Source organism: Bradyrhizobium yuanmingense, from assembly GCF_029167105.1.
Taxonomy (GTDB): Bacteria; Pseudomonadota; Alphaproteobacteria; order Rhizobiales; family Xanthobacteraceae; genus Bradyrhizobium; species Bradyrhizobium yuanmingense_A.
This window is the reverse complement of sequence record NZ_JARFML010000013.1, coordinates 39,808-60,413: the sequence shown is the minus strand read 5'-3', so window position 1 is coordinate 60,413 and position 20,606 is coordinate 39,808. Positions and strand designations below refer to the sequence as shown.

The following is a 20,606-nucleotide window of genomic DNA, read 5'->3' as shown; positions in this document are numbered from 1 at the left end:
CGTCTCGCCACATCCCGCCATGGTCCCGCGCGGGCAAATCCCGGAGGGAGGCAGGAACGCAGGTAGCGATGTCTGGATGTGCTCGATACCTCCCGTTTTCTTCTTATTTGGTTGTACGTCGTGCGGCATCGTGGCGGCGCGACCCTAGCAGAGATCGCTCCGACCCGGCGTTCACAGCCGAGTGTTCTCACCGGGAAAAGATTGCATCGACGGTTTGTCAAAAGCAGGGCGCGTCATCCGCCACGTTGCGCATCAAATGGGCGCAACGAAAAAAGCTTCGTCCGCCGGCTGCACCGAACGGACGAAGCAGTAGGCCTCAGTCGAGGGAGGGAGAACGCAGAGCACCGCGAACTTCAAGCAGGAAGCGGACGGTCCTGCGCAGTCATTCAGAGACCAGGACTGAGGAGCTGATGGTCCTCACCCACGCGTGGTGCAGAAGCGGCGGCATCGCGCCGCAATGGTCCCGGCAGCGGGGACCCGTGAGGCTCGCTGGCGGCGACGGACGCCAGCGAGCTGCAGATGGTGTAGCCAAGATCCGGCGGCCGGCCAGTTCAGGCGGGCGTCCCAGGCAGTCTTCCTAAGCGGCCTTGGCCTTCGCGACATGGGTCGCGATCGCGTCCATCAGCGCCGGCGACAGGCAGTCGTAGGGCTCGAGGCCGATCTCCTTCAGCCGCGAACGGATGCCGGCCATCTGCTCGGGCTTCACACCCGATTCGATCACGGAGGAAACGAAGGCCGCGAATTGCGGCGCCTGCGAGCCCTGCTCCTGGAAAAGCTCGGGATGGATGAAATCGAGGCCGTAGAACGGATGGTTCTTGTTCTCGATCCGGCCGTACATGTGCGTGCCGCAGGCCTTGCAGGCGTAACGCTGGATCACCGCGGAGGGGTCGACGATCTGGAGCTTGTCGCCGTTCTCGAGCACGGTGACGTTCTGGCGCGGCACGACGGCGACGACGGAGAAGGTTGCGCCCTGCGGCTTCCAGCACTTGGTGCAGCCGCAGGCGTGGTTGTGGGCGACGTCGCCCTTGATGCCGACCTTCACCGTGTGGTCGCTGCATTTGCAGGCCAGCGTGCCGCCGGCGAAGCTGCCGCTGCCTTGCTTGATGCCGTTGTCGATCGAGGGATGGAGTGCAACAGTCATAGTCGATCCTCCTTGGTGTGACGTTTTCGAGCTAGAACACGACGACTGAACGGATGGATTTGCCCTCGTGCATGAGGTCAAAGCCCTTGTTGATCTCCTCGAGCTTGAGCACGTGGGTGATCATCGGATCGATCTGGATCTTTCCGTTCATGTACCAGTCGACGATCTTCGGCACGTCGGTGCGCCCGCGCGCGCCGCCGAAGGCCGTGCCGCGCCAGTTGCGGCCGGTGACGAGCTGGAACGGGCGGGTGGCGATCTCCTTGCCGGCCTCGGCGACGCCGATGATGATCGAGGTGCCCCAGCCGCGATGGCAGGCCTCCAGTGCCTGGCGCATCACGGTGGTGTTGCCGGTGCAGTCGAAGGTGTAGTCGGCACCTCCGTCGGTGAGGCCGACGAGGTGCTGAACGATGTCGCCGGTGATCTTCTTCGGGTTGACGAAGTCGGTCATGCCGAACCTGCGACCCCATTCTTCCTTGGAGTCGTTGATGTCGACGCCGATGATCTTGTCGGCGCCGGCCATCTTGGCGCCCTGGATGACGTTGAGGCCGATGCCGCCGAGGCCGAACACGACCACGTTGGAGCCCGGCGTCACCTTGGCGGTGTTGACGACGGCGCCGACGCCGGTGGTGACGCCGCAGCCGATGTAGCAACTCTTGTCGAAAGGCGCGTCCTCGCGGATCTTGGCGACCGCGATCTCGGGCAGCACGGTGAAGTTCGAGAAGGTCGAGCAGCCCATGTAGTGGTAGATCGGCTTGCCCTTGTAGGAGAAGCGGCTGGTGCCGTCAGGCATCACGCCCTTGCCCTGCGTGGCGCGGATCGCGGTGCAGAGATTGGTCTTCTGGCTGAGGCAGCTTTTGCACTGCCGGCATTCCGGCGTGTAGAGCGGGATGACGTGGTCGCCCGGCTTCACCGAGGTCACGCCGGGACCGATTTCGCGGATGATGCCGGCGCCTTCATGGCCCAGGATTGAGGGGAAGATTCCTTCGCTGTCGAAGCCGTCGAGCGTATAGGCGTCGGTGTGGCAGATGCCCGTGGCCTTGATCTCGACCAGGACTTCACCGGCCTTGGGTCCCTCCAGGTCGACCTCGACGATCTCGAGCGGCTTCTTGGCTTCGAAAGCGACGGCGGCACGTGTCTTCATCGGTAACTCCTCAAATCCTCGTAGGACGCCATGACATCGTCTCGGCAGTCCTGGTAGCGTTCATTTCTTGCCCATGCAGGCGTCTTCCGCCGCGGTGTAGTCCTTGGTCTTGTCTTCCTTCTTGGCGGGACGCTGCCGGCCCCAGGCTTCGTCGGAACGGGCGCGCAGATAGACGTAGAGATCGTCCATGTAGCAGGCGACGTTCGGATTGTCGCCAAAGGCCGGCATGACGTTCTCCTGTGCGGTCGAGATGTTCTTGCGGCCGGAGGCGATCACGCCGATGAAGTCGCCATAGCTCATGCTCTTGACGGAATCCTTCAGCGCCGGCGCGTAGGTCGAGCCCATGCCGTCCGGGCCGTGGCAGACGTGGCAGTCGGAATGGTAACGGCGGTATCCGGAATAGGTGAACCAGTCCACGGTGCCGTCGGCTGAAATCTTGTAGGTCGGGGTACCGTCCTTATCGAGCCACTTTCCGTCGTCTTCCTTCTTCACAGCGGTCGGGTCGCCCGGACCGTCCGCGGCCGCAATTCCTCCGGACGCAACGAAGATCATCATCACAGCAATGACAGAGCAGATTTTACGCAAGAGATTTGTTCCTCGGCCGGCATTCGGTGGAGACGAGCCGGCGCGTGGAGCGATCCACGCGCCGGAGCGATGCTGACGGGTTTAGTTCGGCAGCGAGAACACGGTCAGCGTACCGCCGAGCGCCGTGTAGTTGCTGAGGGCCGCGTAGCCGCCGACCGCACCGAGGCCTGCGGTCGGATCGGTCAGGCCTGCCGCCAGACCGATACCGGCCCAGCCACCCACGCCGGAGAGCACGGCGACGTACTGCTTGCCGTTGTTCTCATAGGTGGTGACGTTGCCGATGATGCCGGAGGGAGTCTTGAACTTGTAGAGCTCCTTACCGGACTTGGCATCGACCGCCTTCAGGTAGCCTTCGAGCGTGCCGTAGAACACCACGCCGCCTGCCGTTGCGAGCGCACCCGACCAGACCGAGAACTGCTCCTTGTTCGACCACACGATCTTGCCGGTCTTGTTGTCCCAGGCGATGAAGTTGCCCATGTGGCTTTCACCCTGCGGCGGGTACATCGAGAGGGTCGCGCCCACGTAGGGCTGCCCCGCGGTGTAGCTCACCTTGAACGGCTCGTAGTCCATGCAGACGTGGTTGGTCGGAACGTAGAACAGCTGCGTTTCCGGCGAGTAGGCCGCTGGCTGCTGGTCCTTGGTGCCGAGGGCGGCCGGGCAGATGCCCTTCGTGTTCTTGTCCTCTCCGCCGTGCTCGGTCGAGAACTGCGCGACAACCTTGGGACGGCCGTAGGTCGGCGAGTTCTTGTCCATGTCGACGCCGCTGGTCCAGTTCACCTTCGGGTCGTACTTCTCGGCAACCAGCAGTTCGCCGCTCTCGCGGTCCATGGTGTAGGCGAGGCCGTTGCGGTCGAAGTGCGTCAGCAGCTTGCGGTTCTGACCATTGATCTGCTGGTCGCTGAGGATCATTTCGTTGACGCCGTCATAGTCCCATTCGTCGTGGGGCGTCATCTGGTACACCCACTTCGCCATGCCGGTGTCGGCATCGCGTGCGAAGATTGCCATCGACCATTTGTTGTCGCCTGGACGCTGCTTCGGGTTCCAGGTCGAAGGATTTCCCGACCCGTAATAGACGAGGTTCAGACCGGGATCGTAGGAGAGCCACCCCCAGGTGCAGCCGCCGCCGATCTTCCATTGATCGCCCTGCCAGGTCTTCAGCGAAGAGTCCGGGCCGACCGGCTTACCGAGCGACATCGTCTTGGCGGGATCGACCTTGATCTGATCGTCCGGACCTGTGGAATAAGCGCGCCAGACCTGCTTGCCGGATTTGAGGTCGTATGCGGTGACATGGCACTGCACGCCGAACTCGCCGCCGGAAATGCCGACAAGAACCTTGTCCTTGACGACCAGAGCCGCCGAGGTGCCGGTCTCGCCCTTTGCCGGATTGCCATTGGTGGCGGACCAAGCCACCTGGCCGGTCTTCGCGTCCAGCGCCACGAGGTTGGTGTCGGCCTGATGCAGGATGATCTTGCCGTCCCCATAGGACAAGCCGCGGTTGACGGTGTCGCAGCACATGACCGGGATGACGTTAGGATCCTGCTTCGGCTCGTACTTCCAAACGATCTTGTTCTCTTGCGAAAGGTCAATAGCGTAGACCTTGTTCGGGAATGGCGTGTGGACGTACATCATGTTGCCGATGATCAGCGGGCCGCCTTCATGGCCACGCAGCACGCCGGTCGAGAAGGTCCAGGCGACCTGAAGCTTGCCGACGTTCTGAGCGTTGATTTGGTTCAGCTTGGAATAGCGGGTATTGGCGTAGTCGCCGGCCGGCATCACCCAATCTTTCGGGTTCTGCGACATCTTAATCAGTTCGTCATTGGCTGAAGCGCTGCCGACGGCGAGAGCCGCCGCCGAACTAAGACAGGTCGCCAGTAGCACCTTGCGCATAGTCATTCCTCCGTTGGTCTCGTTTATTGTTTCCGAAGCATTGTTCAATGGCCGGGCTTCTCGTCCGGCGTCTGCTCGTGCAGGGCGGTCGCGTTGGGACCAGAAACGATGCTGTGCTGTTTCCTCCTCCTGATGAGAGCCACGGGTCCACGTGCAGGAGCGGCCCGTTCTTGTTGTTCCTGCCGCAATCCCTAACGGCTTCGCCATCGGGAAACTTGCCCAAGAGCGAAGGCGGTTTGCTCGACAGCGCACGGAGGAGAAGATTTTGATTTTGCAGTAGCGAATTCAGCGGCTTCGGTGCGCCCTCGAGGCCGCCTCGGCGCTCAGGTTCCCCTTGACGGCGCTGCAACTAAGGCGGAGGATTAAGCTTCAAGAGTGGCAATGGAACGATGGCGCTCGTTGCAAGAGACCGCTCAAATGCGAGGTAAACGTCACGCAATCACGGCTGAGGGCTCCGGCAGCGCTGGTTGCGATTCGCGCCGAACCTCCGGATCAAATCAGTGGCTGGATTAATGTCCGACACCATTCACACGCTCTCGACGACCGGGATGACGCCGAAGCGGCAGATCCAGAGCTGGATCGACGGGCTCACGAGCCTGTGCGGGCATTTCGACGTCGATCCGCTGGAAGCGTCTTCGCTCGAAGGTCGCATCGATTACACCACGGTCTCGCGCCTGAAGCTCTGCCAGATCGAGGTCAGCCAGCATCGCATCGCGCACACGCTGGCGCGCGCCAGGGCCAATGAACACCCGTACATAAAAATCCACTTCCAGACCTACGGCGTGTCTTATTTCGAACAAGAAGGCCGTCACATCGAGATCAATCCGGGCGACATCATCGCCTATGACGTCTCCTGTCCGCATTCGATCATCAGTCCAGCCTTTACCCGTCACGACGTGGTGATCGTGCCGAAGGCGCTGCTGCGCGACCGCGGATTCCCGTCGCAGCGGATGCCGGCGTGCAAATTGACGGCGAAGACGGGGACCGGGCGAATCGCCCACGATTTCGTCCATGCCACCTTCGACGAGGCGGCAAAGCTGTCGGCCAACAGCGCGGTCGGCGTCGCCGATTCGCTGATCGACCTGTTGCTGCTGCCGCTGCGCGAAGCCGACACGATGTTCGATCGTGTCGGGCCCGAAGCGATGTATGTGCGCGCGCAGTTCTTCATCCGGGAGCACTTGCGCGACCCGGATCTGTGCATCGACCAGATCTCGGCCGAGCTCGGTTGCTCCAAGCGCTATCTGCACATGCTGTTCTCGGAGCGCGGCACCACGGTGAGCGACTACATCTGGCAGGCGCGGTTGCAGAACTGCCGCCAGGAGCTCGAGGCCCACGCCGGCAAGACCATCACCGATGTCGCCTTCTCCTGGGGGTTCTCCAGCTCATCGCATTTCAGCCGTGTGTTCCGGAAATACTTCGGCGTGGTGCCGTCCTCGATCCACAAGGCACAGCAGGGCGCTGCGAGCTCGGGCGAGCATTAGACGTGGTTTTCCCAGAAGGTGGTCGTCGAGGCACATCCTCCTGTGATGTGCCCGACTTTCTGATCAGGCCGGCTCGAGGCCCAACGACTTCGCGCTCTCGATCCAGATCGGCAGCTCGCGCTGGTACAGCGCATTAGTCTCCTTGAAGCCAATTGCGGGCTCGAGCACGAAGGTCGCGAGAACCTCCTTCACTTTCGGATCGGTGTTGGCGGCGACGCAGAGCTCGGCCAGGCGGTCGACGACGGCTTGCGGCGTGGCCTTGGGCACGGCCCAGCCGGTGAATCCGCTCACAGTGAAGAATTTCGACGTCGCGCCCTGCTCGGGAAGGGTCTTGATCGCGGGGATCGCATCGACCTTCTTCGAATGCACGGCGAACACCGTGCCGCGGTCGCTTTGCAGGACCGACTGCGCGGCCGTGTAGCTGCCCATCGCGGCATCGAGGGTGCCTTCCAGCATTCCCGTCCACATCGGCGCCTCGCCGCGATAATGCACCGGCTCGATGTTGAGGCCATACTGCTTGTTGAGCTCGTTGACGGTCATGTGCGGGGCCGAGCCCGCGCTGTAGGTGCCGAAGTTCACCTTGCCGCTCTTGCGCGCGAAGGCGACGAAATCCTCCAGCGTCTTGACCCCTGTTTTCGGGTTCGCGACCAGCAACAGGCCCGCGCCGGGAATGACGCTGACGAGCGTCAGATCCTTGTCCATGTCATAGCCGGGATTTTTCATCACCACCCGGTTCATGATGTAGGTGGTCGAGATCGAGCACAGGATGGTGTGGCCGTCGGGCTCGGCGCGGGCGACTTCCGCCGTCCCGATCGCGCCGGAGGCGCCGGGCTTGTTCTCGATGACGACGGTCTTGCCGACCTGCTTGGAGATGAACTCGCCATAGGCGCGCGCGAGCAGGTCGGTCTGGCCGCCGGCGGGATAGCTGCAAATCATGCGAATCTGCCGCGCCGGCCAGCTGCCTTGTGCCGATGCGCCGCGCGCGACGAACGGAATCGCCAGTGCACTGGTACCGGCGGCGATGAAGTGGCGGCGATCGAGTTTGGCGGACATGATTCTCTCCCTGATTTTTGCCGAACCTACTGCATCACGCCGTCGCTGCCATCGGTCGCAGGCGAGACAGATTGGCGCATTCAATTGGCCTATACGGTGCCTATTCGGTACTCACCCGGACATTGGTGCCTTTCGTATCAGCCGCGGCCAGAGGATCTCCATCAGGGCTACTGCGACAAGACCGAACGTGCCGCCGATCAGCACGTTGACAATGCGCTCCTCGGCGATCCCGCTGGCGCCGCCGGCAAAGGAGGCCGCCAGTGCGATGAAGAAGCAGCGTAGGCCGAAGCCGACGACATAGCGGGAGAACGAGATCAGCGTAAGGGTGGCTGCGAGAACCGCGACTGCGTAGCCGATACGGCTTTGCGGCAGGGCAAGGCCTGCGACGAAGCCCAGCGACACGCCGACGAAAGCGCCGACCGCGCGCTGCTTCAGCTTGCCGGTGGAGGCGGCGAGATCGCCGACGACGACGCTTGCGGCCGACCACATCACCCACTGCCCCTGCGCGAGGTCGAGGATCTCGACCAGCGCTGCTGATGCGAACACCGCCATGGCGGTCGCGAGCGCGGGCAGCAACCACTCGGCCGCGGGTGGCCCGAACGAAACCGCTCCGGTGCCGCCGTGCCGCGGCTTGTCGTAGATCTGGATGGCACAGACCAGCGCCAGCGCGATCGGAGAGGAGACGATAATGACGCCGGCGTGGCGCAGCGCCTCGGACGGACTGAGACCTTCCCGCACCTCACAGGCGAGATAGACCGCGGGGATGAACACCCAATTGCCGAGTGTGCGAAAATGCTCGCCATGGCGCGTCCCCGCCACCGCAAGGAAGCCGGCCAGCGCCGTCAGCACTGCGAACAACGGCTTGATCGGAGCGGCCAGCAACAGGGCGGCAAAGGTGACGAGAATGGCAAGGTAGTGCCAGGCAACGATTCTTGGCGCCAGATGCAGCCGCAGCGCCGGAATGAGCAGCGAAACCGCGACCAGGCCGAGATTGAGCAGCGCCGTCTCGCGCGCGATGAAATAGGCGGCGACGATCGGGCCGACGACGATCAGCGCACGCAGGAGTTCGCGGGATTTGATCTCGCGGGAGAGGACGTCGCGCAGAGTTGCGGCAACAGGACTCACGACTTCACCAAATGGCCGAAATGAGTGCCGCCAGTATACGAGTGAGACGCCGCTAGCCACATCCGCGGTCATTCCGGGATGCATGCGCAGCACGCAGGCCCGGAATCCATCGCGCCGCGTGCACTGCGGGGAAATGGATTCCAGGCTCGCCCTGCGGGCGCCCCGGAATGACGGAGCTTCACCGCTGAATGATCTTGGTCCAGACATCGCCGAGGATCGCGGGCTCGCGCGGCGGCAGATAGGTGAGGCCGGCCTGCTTGCCGAATTCGGCGATCTTGCCCGAAGCCGTGAGCTCCGTCAGCGCCTTGTTGACGGCCGCGATCAGCGCGCCATCGCTGGCGAGCCCGACATAGCCGCGATTGGCTCCGATCGGATAATAGTAGCCGGACGCCGTGATCGCCGTGTCCGGGTGCGCGGCGCGATGGGCGTCGAAGCGGGCAAGATCGATCAGCGTCGCGTCATGGTCGCCGCGCTCGAGTCCGCCGAGGAGATCGTCGCGGCCGGGGACGAGATGGGTGATGTTGTCGATCAGGCGCCCCTTGTCGAAGGTCATCAGGATGGCGTCGCCGAGCGATCCGCTTTCGATGGCGAGACGAAGGCCGGCGAGATCGCCGATGTCGCCGACCTTGCGCCCGCGGGCCTTCGGTCCCAGCACCACCGTCATCGGCGAATAGATGTAGGGCTGGCTCGGCGCGAGCACGCCGAGCGGGACGCGGCGCCGCCGATCGTCGCGTGTGGCGCCGGCGAAACCCGGCAAGCGCGCCGTCTTCATCCCCGGTGCGACGAGTGAATCCTGCGTCAGCGCGTAGCCGCCGACCAGCGAGCAGCGCCCGTCCGAGAGCAGCGCGTTGGCCTCGAGCTGCGGGCTCGAATCCTCGTCCAGCCTGCTCTCGAACCACTGGATCTTCAGCGGGCGTCCCATCCGCTCGGCGATCGCCTGCGCCAGCAGCACGTCGAAGCCGGCATCCGGCTTGCCGCGGCGATGCACCGAGAGCGGCGGCCGGTCCTCGTCGAGACAGACCTTCAGGGGATCGTCGGCTGCGAAAGCGACCGACGCCATCGCGGACAGAACGGTCGCAACGCTCCAGGCAACGCGCCGGCACCTCATGGCTTCCTCCGGCTGGAGACGAACGCCCAGAGGTTTCCGATCTCGTCGTCACTGAGAATGTCGGCCCATGGCGGCATCTTGTTGTTCTTGCCGTTCTTGACCGTGGTGACGAAGCGCGTCTTGTCGTCGGGGATGACGCGCAGGTCCGGCGTGATGGTGCCGGAGTTCATCAGATTAGGGCCGTGGCAGTGCGAGCACTTCGAGGCGTAGGTCGACTTGCCATGGTCGATCTGCGCCTGCATGGAATTGCCGTTGGCGTCATCGGCGCGAACGGTCGCCGCAAGCGCGACCGAGAGCACCGCGACGGCGGCGACCATCGCCGCCGTCTTGTGAAGAGTCACTTTCAGCATCGTACCCGTTGGCTACTGCTTGATTGCAAAGACCCACAACGAACCGCCGGGCGGCACGCTGGCAAGCCGCTCGTCGCCGGAGAACAGCGAGTAGACGCCGCCATAGCCGCTCGTCACGGCGACATACTGCACGCCGTCCTGCTGCCAGGTCACCGGCTGTCCCTCGATGCCGGAGCCGGTCTGGAACTGCCAGAGCTTCTTGCCGGTGTCGGCGTCGAAGGCCTCGAACTCGCCGGTCAGCGCGCCAGAGAATACGACGCCTCCGGCCGTCGAGAGCACGCCGGAGAAGCGGGGAATGTCGCTCGGCGCTTCCCATTTCGATTTGCCGGTCATGGGGTCGATGGCCTTGAGATGGCCGCGCGGCCCGTCGCCGTATTCCCAGAGGTCGGTCAGGTCCATGCCGAGGTACCATTCACCCTGCTTGTAGGTGACGGGCTCGGTCTTGTACCTGCCGCCGAACGCGAGCGTGTTGGCATAGGCAAGGCCGGTCTGTGGGTTGAACGACATCGGCTCCCAGTTCTTGCCGCCGAGGATCGACGGATAGACCGTGACCTTCTTGCCCTCGCGTGCGTCCTTCGACACGTCGGTCTCGATCGGACGTCCCGTCTTCATGTCGATGCCGGTTGCCCAGTTGACCTTCACGTAAGGATTGGCCGCGAGCAGCTTCCCGTTGGTGCGGTCGAGCACGTAGAAGAAGCCGTTGCGGTTGGCATTCATCAGCGTCTTGGTCGGCTTGCCGTCGATGTTCACGTCGGCGAGCACCATCTCGGCCACGGCGTCGTAGTCGAACGGATTGTTCGGCGAGAACTGGTAGTGCCACTTGATCTTGCCGGTCTTGGGATCTAGCGCCAGGACGGAGCAGGTGTAGAGATTGTCGCCGGGGCGAACTGCCGAGTTGAACGGGCCGGGATTGCCGGTGCCCCAATACACCGTGTTCAGCTCGGGATCATAAGAGCCGGTGATCCAGGTCGAGCCGCCGCCGAGCTTCCAGGTGTCGCCCTTCCAGGTGTCGCCGCCGGGCTCGTCCGGCGAGGGAATCGAGTGGGTCCGCCAGAGATGCTTGCCCGTTGCCGGATCCCAGCCGTCGATGAAGCCTCTCGTGCCGAATTCGGCGCCGGAGATGCCGGTGATGACGATGCCGTCGGCAACGAGCGGGGCCACCGTCATCGAATAGCCTTCCTTGATGTCGGCCGCCTTCTGCCGCCACAGCTCCTTGCCGTTCTTGGCGTCGATGGCAATCACGTGGGCATCGAGGGTCGTACGGAACAGCTTGCCCTCGTGAATGGCGACGCCGCGGTTGATGATGCCGCAGCAGACGATTCGCGGCGTCTCCGCCGGATATTCGATCTTGCTCTTCCAGATCTGCTTGCCGGTCTTGGCATCGACCGCCATCGTGGCATTGTGCGAGGTGACATAGATGATGCCCTGATAGACGATGGGCTGCGATTCCTCGCTCCGATCGTCATTGAAGCTGTAATTCCAGATCGGGACGAGATTCTTGACCGTATCCTTGTTGATCTGCTTCAGCGTGGAGAAGCGCTGGAGATTGTAGCCCATTCCATAATTGAGAACGTTCGATGTATCGGTCGCGCCCTTGACCAGCTGCTCGGTGGTTTGTGCATTTGCACAGGTTGACGCAAGCATGACGAGGCCGGCGGCCATCGCAAAGCGTTTCATCCGTTCCTCCCAAAATGCGCGCCTTTTGACGCTGCGGCTGCAACACTCCGTCGGAAACCAAAATGCGTCAATACGAAAGTCGTAACTGCCGTGCCGATATCGTCGGCGGTCACCTGACGGAAACCTGAAAAAGGCAACTCCAACTTGTGCGGAGACGCTGAGAAATTCCGCGGCGCGAAGCACTATCGAAGCAGATCGATGCATCTCCACCGGTTGTGGCGCGCGCAAGTTGCAAGTCCGGACTTGAACCGAGGGCCGCTTGCGGGTTTATCTCGGCTCTGCCCCAACGATCCGGGGCTATGTCAGGGAGGTCTCGATGATTTCGGCTCGCTCGATTGCCCTTGCACTTGTGATTGCACTTTCGGCCGGTCCGGCGTGGTCGGCCTCCGGCAATGCGGTCAAGTTGTTCGACACCGACAATGACGGTACGCTCGATCTTGCCGAGGTGAAGAAGGCCGCCGCCGCCACGTTCGCAAAGCTCGATCCCGATCGCGACGGCACGCTCGATGCGCGCGAATTGCGTGGACGGTTGAGCGCGAAAGAACTCGCCGCGGCCGATCCCGACCGCGACGGGACCCTCACCCTTGACGAATATCTGTCGGTGGTCGAGCAGCGTTTTAACGCAGCCAATCCCGACAAGGATGGAACGCTGGATGCGAAGGAGCTGAATTCGCGTGCCGGTCGCGCGCTCGTACGATTGCTCCGGTGAGCGCTGCGACCGGAACGGGCATGACGGGCGCAACGTTTGCGACCATTCCGGCCTGACGCTCGGGAACATCGGGCAGCTCGGCCTGTTTCTCCGCATGTCCTGCCGCGCCGGGGCAGCGCTGCGGGAGAAAAGGAGATGCAGATGAATACGAAGCGTTCCCTTCTTGCTGCCTGCGCAATCCTGACGCTGAGCGCCGGGGTTGCGGTCGCCGGTCCCTGCAACACCGGCAGCGCCAGCACCGACAAGGATGCCGGTTCCGGCCCGGTCACCGTGGGCTCCGCACAATCGCACACGTCCGGGTCGGCGAGCGATACCAGCCAGCATCCGCCGACCAGCACGATGAACCGTGCCAGCGGTGAATCGCCGGCGTCGTCCGAGGATGCGCAGCGGCAAATGCAGAGCGAGCCGACGGCGGCTCAGCGCGCCGCAGGCGCCAAGCCGAACGCAGAAATGGCCGACAAGGGCTGCTGACGGCACCTTTGTCGATTCGACGCGCGGTGCGTCGCACAAGGCAGTGTCTCGATGGCCGTGTTTGACCGAGAGGGAACTTGCTTTGTCCGAGAGAGAAATGCTGTCGCGAAGAATCGGCACAGGTGCGTCGAACAGACCAATCGAGGCTTGAACTGCACTCGACGCAGCCCTAGGTTTTTCGCCGCGCGATGTCGCGCTCAATACCTTGGGAGACCCGAATGGCTTGGAAAGCTCCGAAGATCGTGGAAGTGCCGGTCGGCATGGAAATCAACATGTACGCCTGCGCCTCGCGCAAGTAAGACCGACGATCTGCCGCGGCTTCGATGGCGAACGCCGTCGGAGCCGTGGCAGTGTCGGACCTCGCCTCGCCGTGCGCCATGCTTTGCGGATTGACGTGAATGCCGCACGTGGACGGGCTTCAATCCGCTCGCAGCAAAATCTCGACCGTGCTCTGCGGCAGTGTGTTACGCTGGCGCCCGGTCAGCGCTGTTGCCGCATCATAGCGGTGCGCGCCTTTGGGGCACGGGATGGGCGGCAGAGCCTGCAAGTTCTGGACGGTGATCGTGTGCGCGATCGTGCTGGCGCCGGCCCGCAGCAGCGCCGAGGCAGGCTTTGATACCGAGCACATCTTCGGCTTCATGATCGGCACCGATATCGGCAATGTCGGCGAGCGCGAATTCCAGACCCAGACGACGGGACGCTTCGGCAAAGGCGGGGGCGCTTATCGCGCCCTTGAACACGAGGTCGAGATCGAGGTGGTGCCGCTGCCGAATTTTCGTGTCGAGGTCGGCGGCACCGCCAGCTTGCACCACATCACCGGCGTCCCTGACATCGACGACCGCCGCCAGTTCAACTTCCAGGGCATCTCGCTTGACCTGCGCTATCGCCTGCTCGACCGTGAGCGCGCGCCATTCGGCTTCACGATTGCGGCCGAGCTCCACGGCGACCGCATCGACGAGACCAGCGGCGCGAAAGGGCGGATGTACGGCACGGAATTCACGCTCGCCTTCGACCGCGAACTCATTCCGAACTTCGCGATCGGCGCCCTCAACCTGATCTACCAGCCGGAATGGGCGCGCTTCGAGATTGGAGGGGCTTCCGAGAAGAGCTCGACGATCGGGGCCGCGTTTGCCGGCCTGGTGCGGGTGCGGCCCAATGTGCTGCTCGGCGGCGAGATGCGCTACCTCCGGCAATATGAGGGCATCGGCCTCAGCGAGTTCTCAGGCCAGGCCCTGTTCGTTGGCCCCACCGCCTATTTCCAGCTCTCCGAGCGCTCCCGGCTCACCGCGAGCTGGAGCATGCAGGCCTGGGGGCGCCCGGCCGGCTCAGGCGGCAATCTCGACCTCGTCAATTTCGAGCGGCATCAGGCGCGATTGGTGTTCGGCGTGAACTTCTAGCGCGGAAGGTCGTCATGCCCGGGCCTCTCCCGCCTGCGCGGCCGAAGCCGCTTCGGCGAGGCGACGGCCGGGGCATCCACGTTCTTTGTTCCACGAGGCAAGGCGTGGATGGCCGGGCCCGGCCATGACGAGGCTTCGGCGCTATGAAACTTCCCCCTCCTTCGCGCGTAGCTTCATGTGCTAATCTCTCCATCGCCCCTTGCGAGAGGATCCCGGCATGAACCCGATTGACCTGGTGGTGACTGTGTGCGCGGTGCTCTCGCCTGCGACCTGCGAGGAGCGGCATCTGGTGTTCCACTATTCCGGGTCGCCGCGGCAATGCGCGATGGCCGCGCCGCCCTACATCGCGCAATGGGTAGGTGAGCATCCGAAGTGGCACGCGGTGAAGTGGCGCTGCGAATATCCGCAGCCGAACGACAAGGCGTGAGCTGCAAGAAACTATTCGAATGCTACTTGGTGCAGTCCTTCAGATCCTTGTCCGCAATCGAGAACACTGCATCCGCCTTGATCTCGATATCGCGGACGATGCACTGCCGTGCATTGGGGTAACTGACCTTGGCATCGTAGCGGCCGGGCTCGACGCCGGTGATGCGCAGCCGCTCGTCGTGGTCGACCTCCTTGTCCTTGTCATTCAAGCACTGGTTCGGACCCCAGTCGATCTTGCCCGCGGGTGCGAGCTGGAAGCCGGAGATGGTCTCCGTCGTGAGATTCCAGAGCCTTATGCCCTTGCCCTTGGTCTGCGCGGCGGCTTCGCCGGCAAGCGTCAACAACGCGGTCAAAGCAAGAACCCCACGCATCAGCCAGTCCTCCCAAAGGGCGCCGTCATTCCCTGATCAGGCGCTCGCGGTTCTTTGCCTTGTCGAAATTCTTGGCGCGGTCAAGGCCGTTTGGTGCGATCAGCTTCGCCGAGACGAGATCGGCGCCGTCGAAATCGGCGTCGATGACGATGGCGCCGGTCAGATCGGCTCCGCCGAGTTGGGCGTTTTTCAATGATGCGCCGCTCAGATCGGCGCCCCTGAGGACTGCGAATTCGAGGTCGACGCGCGACAAATCGGCGTTGCGCGCGTTCAGCCGTTCCAGCTTGGCGGATCTCAGCACCGCGCGCATCAGCCCCATCGACTGGTTGCGCATATCGGCGCCGAGATTCGCGTCCGCGATCGAGGCGCCGACCAGGCTTGCGCCGGTGAGGTCGGCAGCGATCCGCGCTCCTGACAGGTTCGCACCGTCGAGACGCGCGCGAGCCATTTGCGAGGCGAACAGATTGGCGCCCTTCAGGCTTGCGCCGGTAAGATCCGCATCCAGCAGCCACGCCTGATCGAGGATCGCACCGTCCAGCCTGGCGTCTCGAAGTATTGTCTTGTTGAGCCGCGCGGCACGGAGAACCGCGTTAGACAGGTCCAGCCCCGAGAGATCGAGACCCGACAGGCGTTTGCCGGTGAAATCGGCAGGCTGCTTTGGGCTCGCTTTGGCCAACATGGCCTCGACCTCCGGCCTCGTCATTTCAGCCGAGACCATCGCGGGGGAGGTGAGGTCGACGCCACGCATCATGTCCTGCGCGCCCGCCGTCACCGCAACGAGTGCGAGGCTAAGCGCTGCAAGACCAAGCGTTGCGAAGGCGACTGTCCGTGTCATCATCAGCTCCGCCGCCCGCTAATCTAGCACGTCCACCAGGCGACCGGCTATGAGGCATCTCGCTCAGTGCGGTCGCCTTGAGTTCGTTGCGCGAGGCCGGCCTTGATCGCCGCAATCTCGGCTTCGCCGCGTGTGTCGCGCGGGATGCCGATAGGCACCTCGGCGACGATTTGCGCTGGTCGCGGCGACAGGAAGAACAGCCGGTCGCCCAGGCGCACTGCATCGTCCAGGTTGTGTGTCACCAAGAGCGTCATCACCGGCCGGCTCGCGACGAGCGTTGCAATCTCATCGCGCAGGCGTCCGGCGAGAGCGTCATCGAGCGATGCCAGCGGTTCGTCGAGCACCAGAATATCCGGCTCGACGGCAAAGGCGCGGGCGAGCGCCACGCGCCGGGCCAAACCCAGCGAGAGCTCACCGGGATAGTGGTCGCGATGCGCCTCCAGCTCCAAAATCCTGAAGAGCTCGGCGAGCTTGGCATCAGCGACATCGGGCGCAGCCAGCCGCACATTCTGCTCGACCGAGCGCCACGGCAGCAGGCGCGGCTCCTGGAACACCATGCCGATCCGCGCCTCCGGCGGTCGCGCGATGCGGCCGGCAAAGTCGTGGTCCAGTCCCAGGATGATGCGCAGCATCGTGCTCTTGCCGCAGCCGGAGGGGCCGATCAGCACGCCGACCTCGCCGGATCGCAGCGCGAACTTGACGGGCGCCAGCACCTCGTGCGTTCCGCCCGCGGCACTCCTGAAGGTCTTGCCCGTGATATCGACCTCAAGCCGCACGGGGCCGCCACCTGTTTGCGCGGGCTTCGAACGGCTGCACCAGCAAGGTTTCGATGACGAGCACGACGGCGGCGAAGGTGAGGGAATAGGCCAGCAGCCGCGGCGTGTCGAACAGCTGGAAGGCGACCCCGATCTCGAAGCCGACGCCGTTCGGCCGTCCCAGCAGCTCGGCGACCAGCACGATCTTCCACACCAGCGACAGGCCGGAGCGGGCCGAGGCCGCAATATAGGGCGCCAGCTGCGGCAGCACGACGTGACGGAAGGCGCGCCAGCGCGGCATTGCGAACACGCTCGCCATCTCGTCGAGCGAACGGTCGAGCGCGCGCGTGCCCTCGCGCAAGGTGACGATGGCGGTCGGCAGCTTGTTGATCGCGATCGCCGCGATCGCGGCGGCCTCGGTGAGGCCAGCCCAGATATAGGCCAGCACGATCACGACCAAGGCGGGCAGGTTGAGCAGCAGGATCAGCCAGGGATCGCCGAGCCGGTCGGCGAGCTTCACCCGGCCCATCAGGTAGCCGATGGCACTGCCGAGCGACATCGCGAGGGTGAAGGCGAGCGCGACGCGCGCCAGCGTGGCGCCGAGATGCAGGAACAGCGCGCCGCTTGATGCTTCCGCGATCATCACCTGAAGCACCGCCGGCGGGGAGGGCAGCTTTGCGCCGCCGACCACGAGCGCGGCAATCCACCAGATCGCGAGGAACAGGGCGAACGACAGCAGGCGCAGCACCTCAGTCTCCGGGGACTGCGTGATAGAAGGTGCCGGGATCGAGCTCGGCTGCGGGGCCGACGAGGTCGCGGCCGCCGATCTCGGCCAGCACGCGGTAGAGCACGCGCGCGTCCTTTTCCTCGTCATCGATGCTCCGGCGCGGAATGCCGTCGCGGTAGCGGTCGCGGTAAGTCTTCAGCAGGGCAGGATCGGTCGTGCCGGTAAGCGGCGCGACCTTGTCCCAGGCCGCATCCGAGGTCGCCAGCAACTCCTTGGCCTTGCGGGTCATCGCGATGAAGCGCGCGACGGCCTCCTTATGGCTCGCGGCCCAGCTCTCATCGAAGACATAGCCGACCGCGGCGACCGCGCCATTGGCACCCAGCTTCGGCAGGATGTCCTCGATGCCGGTCAGGCGCCTGAAACCCTTGGCCTCGAGCTGGGCGCAGAAATTCCAGAAGTTGAGGCTCGCATCCATCTCGCCGTCCAGCGCCTTGGCGGCGATCAAAGGCGGGGCGCCGTAGACGATTGTTGCTTCCGATTTCAGGTCGATGCCGTCCTGCTTCATCCGCGCCTGCAGCAGCAGCCAGCTCTTGTCGATCGCCCCGCCGGCGACCGCGAGCTTGCGGCCCTTGAGGTCGGCGAGCGTCTTGATCGGCGATGAGGCCGGCACCATCACGGCGCCGAGCGCGCTGGAATAGGGATAGAAGGTCAGCTTGGCACCGAGCCTGCGCTCGCGTGACACCCAAAGCCAGTCCGACAGGATGATGTCGGCGCTGCCGGCGCGCATCGCGATCTTGCCGGCTTCGGTGCTCGCCAACTCAGTGACCTCCAGCGCCAAGCCGGCCTCCTTGTCGAGGCCGGCGCTGCGGATTGCGGCCAGCTCCCACGAGAACGTCCCGGTCTTCTGCACTGCAAGGCGGATCGTGTCCGCGGCGCCGGCAGGTGCGGCTAGCGCCAGCACCGTTGCGAGCGCCGATATTCGTGCCAAAACTCTCATCACCTTGTGAGCCGTTTCCTCTGACAGAGTGCTTTTCAGCACAATACGCATAGCATAGCCTTGGTCGCAACCAGCGGGAGGACGCGCATGAATCTGGCCGGACGGCTACGACCGACTGTCGCCGCATTGGCGGCGCTCGCTGCGAGCGTATGCGTGGCACGGGCCGAGGAGGCCAATGATTATCCCACCGCGGCGCGCGCCGAATACGTCTATGGCTGCATGAAGGCCAATGGCGAGACGCGCTCCGCGATCGAGCAATGTTCCTGCTCGATCGACGTGGTCGCCTCGATCGTGCCCTACGAGCGCTATGTTACCGCCGAGACCGCGCTCAGCATGTCGCAAGTGCGCGGCGATCTCGGTGTGCAGTTTCGCACCTCGGAGCAGGCCAACTCGGCGGTGAATGACTTAAGGCGCGCGCAGGCGGAAGCCGAAGTGAGGTGTTTTTAGCTATCGCGGCACAGACGGTGCGATCTTCCTTCTCCCCTTGTGGGAGAGGGGAAGGAGATCGCCTCACGTCCCCGGCTTCTCGACATCCCATTCATTGCGGAACACATGCCCGTCCGTGTCCCGGGCCTCGGCGCGAAAGCGCTTGGCGCCGTTGGAGACATAGGTGAAGCGCAGGTTGGGATCTTCCGAGATCGAGATGCCGCCTTCCATCGACAGCACGGGGCTGTCGTCCTGCGTCAATCTGAGCTGGTTGATGAAGTAGGCGGGGATATAGAGCTGCGTGACCTGGTCCATCTGCAGGCCGGAATTGTTGGGATGGCCGATCATGATCTGCGCTTCGCGCAACCGGCTGGCCGGACCGTCTTCACGGGCGAATTGCCGGTAACGCATCTGGCCGAGCCGGTTCTTGGCTTCCTCCACGTTCTTTGCTGCCGGCGCCGAGCAGCCGCCGGAGGCCTTCACATAGACTTTCGAGACGTAGAGCTGGCCGTCGCTGAGCTCGGCCACCGCGTGCACGTCGGTGTAATTGTTGACGCGCACGCGGGTCGAGATTTCCGTGACGTTGGCGTCCGGGCCGAGCTCGAACTTCGCGGCCATCGGCGCGGGGTTGCGGTCGATCACCAGCGTGATCGAACGGATGCGTCTGCTGTCGCCGGGCGACAGCTTGCTGCGCAGCGTCACCGGCACGATGGCGGCATCCTCGGCGCGATAGGGCATCTCGATGCCGATGACCTCGGCGCCGTCGTTCATCGGCCGGTTGCTGAAGATGTCCTGCACCAGGCCCGGCCAGGGATCGTAGGCCTCGTCCGCCTGCGCCGGCACGGCGAAGGCGATGCCGAGCAGCAGGGCGATCAGGGGCAGGCGGCGTGTGCATGCCGTCATGGTCATGCTCCTCGGTTTAGGCGAAGCTGATCTCCTGCCAGCGTAGCGCGCCCGCTATTCCCATTCAATTTCCGAAAATGCTGCAGTTGCGTTGCGGGCGTTGTAGTCCTCGAACAGCTGCCAAAGCGGCCGCTCGTCCGCGGCCGCACTGTCCGCAGCGGCGCGGATCGGCGCGCCCTTCTTGTTCAGGGCGCGGACGTCGGACAGCAGCGTTGACAGGTAACGTCGTTGATCGCTCAGCGCCGCTGGCCAGTCGCTCACAGGACCGTGACCGGGAACAACGCGCAGCGCCGGGATCGTCTCCAACTCTTTCAGCGTGGCGAGCCAGCCGCGAATGCTGCCGTCCATCACCGGAATGTGGCGGAGAAAGACGAGATCGCCGGCAAGCAGGGTTTTGGTGCTCTCGTCGAACACGGTCAGATCGTTGTCGCTGTGGCCGGCCGACCATGCGCGCAGGGTCAAGGGGCGCGAGCCCAGATCGAGCGTGAGCGTATCCGTCACGAGCAGGGTAGGCGGTACGATCTTCACGGGATCGATCAGCTCGGAGCCCATGATGCGCCTGAAATTGTCGAGATAGAACGGCCCGCGGGTCGCCAGCGCCTGCGGCAGCTTGCTGTGGCCGACGAAGCTGGTTCCCTCCGCCATGAAGGCAGCATTGCCGAAGACATGGTCGGGATGGCCATGGGTGTTGATGACATAGCGGATCGGCTTTTGCGTGCGCGCTCGTACCGCCGCCAGCAGCGCCTCGCCTTCGCGCAGGCTGCCGCCAGTGTCGATCACGGCCACCGCGTCATCTCCGATGATGAAGCCGACATTGGCGATGCTGCCTTCATTCTCGCGGCTCATCAGCGCGATGGTCCCGGAGTGCACGAAGATTCCCGGCGCGACTTCGCTTACAGGCAATTCGGCCGTCCCGGCGCGTGCTAGCGTCGCTGATATCAGGGACAAGGCTGCGATCACGAGAGCGATGCGAGACACTTTTCCGCCTCAGTTCAAAGGATTGGCCCCATTGCACTGCAGCAAAGCAAAGCCGGCAAAAGT

Annotated in this window: 23 protein-coding genes; 7 read left to right on the top strand and 16 right to left on the bottom strand. The window is 63.9% G+C overall.

Going from position 1 to position 20,606, the window contains the following annotated elements; translation table 11 throughout:
• Window positions 1-577: 577 nt before the first annotated feature.
• The 4 genes from gfa to xoxF5 all read right to left on the bottom strand — a co-directional run bounded on the left by gfa (window position 578) and on the right by xoxF5 (window position 4,754).
• The gene (gene gfa / locus P0R31_RS18520; RefSeq protein WP_275511510.1) at window positions 578-1,141 is read right to left on the bottom strand and encodes an S-(hydroxymethyl)glutathione synthase; all 564 of its coding nucleotides are present in this window, start codon (window positions 1,139-1,141) and stop codon (window positions 578-580) included.
• A 31-nt stretch (window positions 1,142-1,172) separates the two neighbouring features.
• Window positions 1,173-2,282 (bottom strand): S-(hydroxymethyl)glutathione dehydrogenase/class III alcohol dehydrogenase, encoded by a 1,110-nt coding sequence (locus P0R31_RS18515; protein ID WP_027574628.1) that lies wholly within the window; start codon window positions 2,280-2,282, stop codon window positions 1,173-1,175.
• A gap of 60 nt (window positions 2,283-2,342) precedes the next feature.
• Window positions 2,343-2,834 (bottom strand): c-type cytochrome, methanol metabolism-related, encoded by a 492-nt coding sequence (locus tag P0R31_RS18510; protein WP_275515568.1) that lies wholly within the window; start codon window positions 2,832-2,834, stop codon window positions 2,343-2,345.
• A gap of 114 nt (window positions 2,835-2,948) precedes the next feature.
• Window positions 2,949-4,754: a lanthanide-dependent methanol dehydrogenase XoxF5 gene (gene xoxF5 / locus P0R31_RS18505; RefSeq protein ID WP_275515567.1), complete on the bottom strand. Its 1,806-nt coding sequence runs from the start codon at window positions 4,752-4,754 to the stop codon at window positions 2,949-2,951.
• Between the two features lie 512 nt (window positions 4,755-5,266).
• Here xoxF5 and P0R31_RS18500 point away from each other — a divergent pair.
• On the top strand, window positions 5,267-6,235 hold the full coding sequence (locus P0R31_RS18500) for a helix-turn-helix domain-containing protein (protein WP_275515361.1): 969 nt from the start codon (window positions 5,267-5,269) through the stop codon (window positions 6,233-6,235).
• A 63-nt stretch (window positions 6,236-6,298) separates the two neighbouring features.
• On the opposite strand, the gene P0R31_RS18495 is transcribed toward P0R31_RS18500, so the two are convergent.
• The 5 genes from P0R31_RS18495 to P0R31_RS18475 form a co-directional block, all read right to left on the bottom strand.
• The gene (locus P0R31_RS18495; RefSeq protein WP_275515360.1) at window positions 6,299-7,288 is read right to left on the bottom strand and encodes a Bug family tripartite tricarboxylate transporter substrate binding protein; all 990 of its coding nucleotides are present in this window, start codon (window positions 7,286-7,288) and stop codon (window positions 6,299-6,301) included.
• Window positions 7,289-7,399: 111 nt separating this feature from the next.
• Window positions 7,400-8,413, bottom strand: coding sequence for an FUSC family protein (locus P0R31_RS18490; protein WP_275515358.1), 1,014 nt, complete (start codon window positions 8,411-8,413; stop codon window positions 7,400-7,402).
• Between the two features lie 178 nt (window positions 8,414-8,591).
• Window positions 8,592-9,521, bottom strand: coding sequence for a transporter substrate-binding domain-containing protein (locus P0R31_RS18485; RefSeq protein WP_275515355.1), 930 nt, complete (start codon window positions 9,519-9,521; stop codon window positions 8,592-8,594).
• Window positions 9,518-9,871, bottom strand: a complete 354-nt coding sequence (locus P0R31_RS18480; protein ID WP_275515354.1) for a c-type cytochrome — start codon at window positions 9,869-9,871, stop codon at window positions 9,518-9,520. The genes P0R31_RS18485 and P0R31_RS18480 overlap by 4 nt, the downstream gene beginning before the upstream one ends.
• A gap of 12 nt (window positions 9,872-9,883) precedes the next feature.
• Window positions 9,884-11,548, bottom strand: a complete 1,665-nt coding sequence (locus P0R31_RS18475) for a methanol/ethanol family PQQ-dependent dehydrogenase (RefSeq protein ID WP_275515353.1) — start codon at window positions 11,546-11,548, stop codon at window positions 9,884-9,886.
• A gap of 316 nt (window positions 11,549-11,864) precedes the next feature.
• On the opposite strand from P0R31_RS18475, the gene P0R31_RS18470 reads away from it, so the two are divergent.
• From P0R31_RS18470 to P0R31_RS18450, 5 genes are all read left to right on the top strand, one after another.
• The gene (locus P0R31_RS18470; RefSeq protein ID WP_275515352.1) at window positions 11,865-12,257 is read left to right on the top strand and encodes an EF-hand domain-containing protein; all 393 of its coding nucleotides are present in this window, start codon (window positions 11,865-11,867) and stop codon (window positions 12,255-12,257) included.
• Window positions 12,258-12,398: 141 nt separating this feature from the next.
• A complete protein-coding gene (locus P0R31_RS18465; protein ID WP_275515351.1) occupies window positions 12,399-12,728 on the top strand; it encodes a hypothetical protein in 330 nt (109 codons plus the stop codon).
• A 218-nt stretch (window positions 12,729-12,946) separates the two neighbouring features.
• Window positions 12,947-13,027, top strand: a complete 81-nt coding sequence (pqqA, locus tag P0R31_RS18460) for a pyrroloquinoline quinone precursor peptide PqqA (RefSeq protein WP_008562446.1) — start codon at window positions 12,947-12,949, stop codon at window positions 13,025-13,027.
• A 228-nt stretch (window positions 13,028-13,255) separates the two neighbouring features.
• Window positions 13,256-14,125: a hypothetical protein gene (locus tag P0R31_RS18455; RefSeq protein WP_275515349.1), complete on the top strand. Its 870-nt coding sequence runs from the start codon at window positions 13,256-13,258 to the stop codon at window positions 14,123-14,125.
• Between the two features lie 217 nt (window positions 14,126-14,342).
• Window positions 14,343-14,552 carry a hypothetical protein gene (locus P0R31_RS18450; protein WP_275515347.1) on the top strand — a complete coding sequence of 70 codons (210 nt, stop codon included), beginning with the start codon at window positions 14,343-14,345 and terminating at the stop codon, window positions 14,550-14,552.
• A 22-nt stretch (window positions 14,553-14,574) separates the two neighbouring features.
• Here P0R31_RS18450 and P0R31_RS18445 read toward each other — a convergent pair whose 3' ends face one another.
• From P0R31_RS18445 to P0R31_RS18425, 5 genes are read right to left on the bottom strand one after another with little or no spacing between them, the layout of a single operon-like run.
• Window positions 14,575-14,922, bottom strand: a complete 348-nt coding sequence (locus tag P0R31_RS18445; protein WP_275515345.1) for a hypothetical protein — start codon at window positions 14,920-14,922, stop codon at window positions 14,575-14,577.
• Between the two features lie 25 nt (window positions 14,923-14,947).
• Window positions 14,948-15,757: a pentapeptide repeat-containing protein gene (locus P0R31_RS18440; protein ID WP_275515344.1), complete on the bottom strand. Its 810-nt coding sequence runs from the start codon at window positions 15,755-15,757 to the stop codon at window positions 14,948-14,950.
• 47 nt (window positions 15,758-15,804) lie between these two features.
• Window positions 15,805-16,533, bottom strand: a complete 729-nt coding sequence (locus P0R31_RS18435) for an ABC transporter ATP-binding protein (RefSeq protein ID WP_275515343.1) — start codon at window positions 16,531-16,533, stop codon at window positions 15,805-15,807.
• A complete protein-coding gene (locus tag P0R31_RS18430; RefSeq protein ID WP_036042015.1) occupies window positions 16,523-17,260 on the bottom strand; it encodes an ABC transporter permease in 738 nt (245 codons plus the stop codon). Before P0R31_RS18430 ends, P0R31_RS18435 begins: the two co-directional genes overlap by 11 nt.
• Window position 17,261: 1 nt before the next feature.
• Window positions 17,262-18,236, bottom strand: coding sequence for an ABC transporter substrate-binding protein (locus P0R31_RS18425; protein WP_275515565.1), 975 nt, complete (start codon window positions 18,234-18,236; stop codon window positions 17,262-17,264).
• Window positions 18,237-18,323: 87 nt separating this feature from the next.
• Here P0R31_RS18425 and P0R31_RS18420 point away from each other — a divergent pair, with 87 nt between their 5' ends.
• The gene (locus P0R31_RS18420; protein WP_275515341.1) at window positions 18,324-18,683 is read left to right on the top strand and encodes a hypothetical protein; all 360 of its coding nucleotides are present in this window, start codon (window positions 18,324-18,326) and stop codon (window positions 18,681-18,683) included.
• A gap of 63 nt (window positions 18,684-18,746) precedes the next feature.
• Here P0R31_RS18420 and P0R31_RS18415 read toward each other — a convergent pair whose 3' ends face one another.
• Complete coding sequence (locus tag P0R31_RS18415; RefSeq protein WP_275515340.1) at window positions 18,747-19,565, bottom strand: quinoprotein dehydrogenase-associated SoxYZ-like carrier; 819 nt, start codon at window positions 19,563-19,565, stop codon at window positions 18,747-18,749.
• Window positions 19,566-19,619: 54 nt separating this feature from the next.
• A complete protein-coding gene (locus P0R31_RS18410) occupies window positions 19,620-20,543 on the bottom strand; it encodes a quinoprotein relay system zinc metallohydrolase 2 (RefSeq protein WP_275515339.1) in 924 nt (307 codons plus the stop codon).
• Between the last annotated feature and the right edge of the window lie 63 nt (window positions 20,544-20,606).

Coding starts and splice junctions, on each gene's coding strand:
- P0R31_RS18500 (WP_275515361.1), top strand. CDS start 5,267: ATGTCCGACACCATTCACACGCTCTCGACGACCGGGATGACGCCGAAG.
- P0R31_RS18515 (WP_027574628.1), bottom strand. CDS start 2,282: ATGAAGACACGTGCCGCCGTCGCTTTCGAAGCCAAGAAGCCGCTCGAG.
- P0R31_RS18485 (WP_275515355.1), bottom strand. CDS start 9,521: ATGAGGTGCCGGCGCGTTGCCTGGAGCGTTGCGACCGTTCTGTCCGCG.
- P0R31_RS18510 (WP_275515568.1), bottom strand. CDS start 2,834: ATGATCTTCGTTGCGTCCGGAGGAATTGCGGCCGCGGACGGTCCGGGC.
- gfa (WP_275511510.1), bottom strand. CDS start 1,141: ATGACTGTTGCACTCCATCCCTCGATCGACAACGGCATCAAGCAAGGC.
- P0R31_RS18415 (WP_275515340.1), bottom strand. CDS start 19,565: ATGACGGCATGCACACGCCGCCTGCCCCTGATCGCCCTGCTGCTCGGC.
- xoxF5 (WP_275515567.1), bottom strand. CDS start 4,754: ATGCGCAAGGTGCTACTGGCGACCTGTCTTAGTTCGGCGGCGGCTCTC.
- P0R31_RS18465 (WP_275515351.1), top strand. CDS start 12,399: ATGAATACGAAGCGTTCCCTTCTTGCTGCCTGCGCAATCCTGACGCTG.
- P0R31_RS18470 (WP_275515352.1), top strand. CDS start 11,865: ATGATTTCGGCTCGCTCGATTGCCCTTGCACTTGTGATTGCACTTTCG.
- P0R31_RS18475 (WP_275515353.1), bottom strand. CDS start 11,548: ATGAAACGCTTTGCGATGGCCGCCGGCCTCGTCATGCTTGCGTCAACC.
- P0R31_RS18495 (WP_275515360.1), bottom strand. CDS start 7,288: ATGTCCGCCAAACTCGATCGCCGCCACTTCATCGCCGCCGGTACCAGT.
- P0R31_RS18450 (WP_275515347.1), top strand. CDS start 14,343: ATGAACCCGATTGACCTGGTGGTGACTGTGTGCGCGGTGCTCTCGCCT.
- P0R31_RS18445 (WP_275515345.1), bottom strand. CDS start 14,922: ATGCGTGGGGTTCTTGCTTTGACCGCGTTGTTGACGCTTGCCGGCGAA.
- P0R31_RS18420 (WP_275515341.1), top strand. CDS start 18,324: ATGAATCTGGCCGGACGGCTACGACCGACTGTCGCCGCATTGGCGGCG.
- P0R31_RS18425 (WP_275515565.1), bottom strand. CDS start 18,236: ATGAGAGTTTTGGCACGAATATCGGCGCTCGCAACGGTGCTGGCGCTA.
- pqqA (WP_008562446.1), top strand. CDS start 12,947: ATGGCTTGGAAAGCTCCGAAGATCGTGGAAGTGCCGGTCGGCATGGAA.
- P0R31_RS18440 (WP_275515344.1), bottom strand. CDS start 15,757: ATGACACGGACAGTCGCCTTCGCAACGCTTGGTCTTGCAGCGCTTAGC.
- P0R31_RS18455 (WP_275515349.1), top strand. CDS start 13,256: ATGGGCGGCAGAGCCTGCAAGTTCTGGACGGTGATCGTGTGCGCGATC.
- P0R31_RS18480 (WP_275515354.1), bottom strand. CDS start 9,871: ATGCTGAAAGTGACTCTTCACAAGACGGCGGCGATGGTCGCCGCCGTC.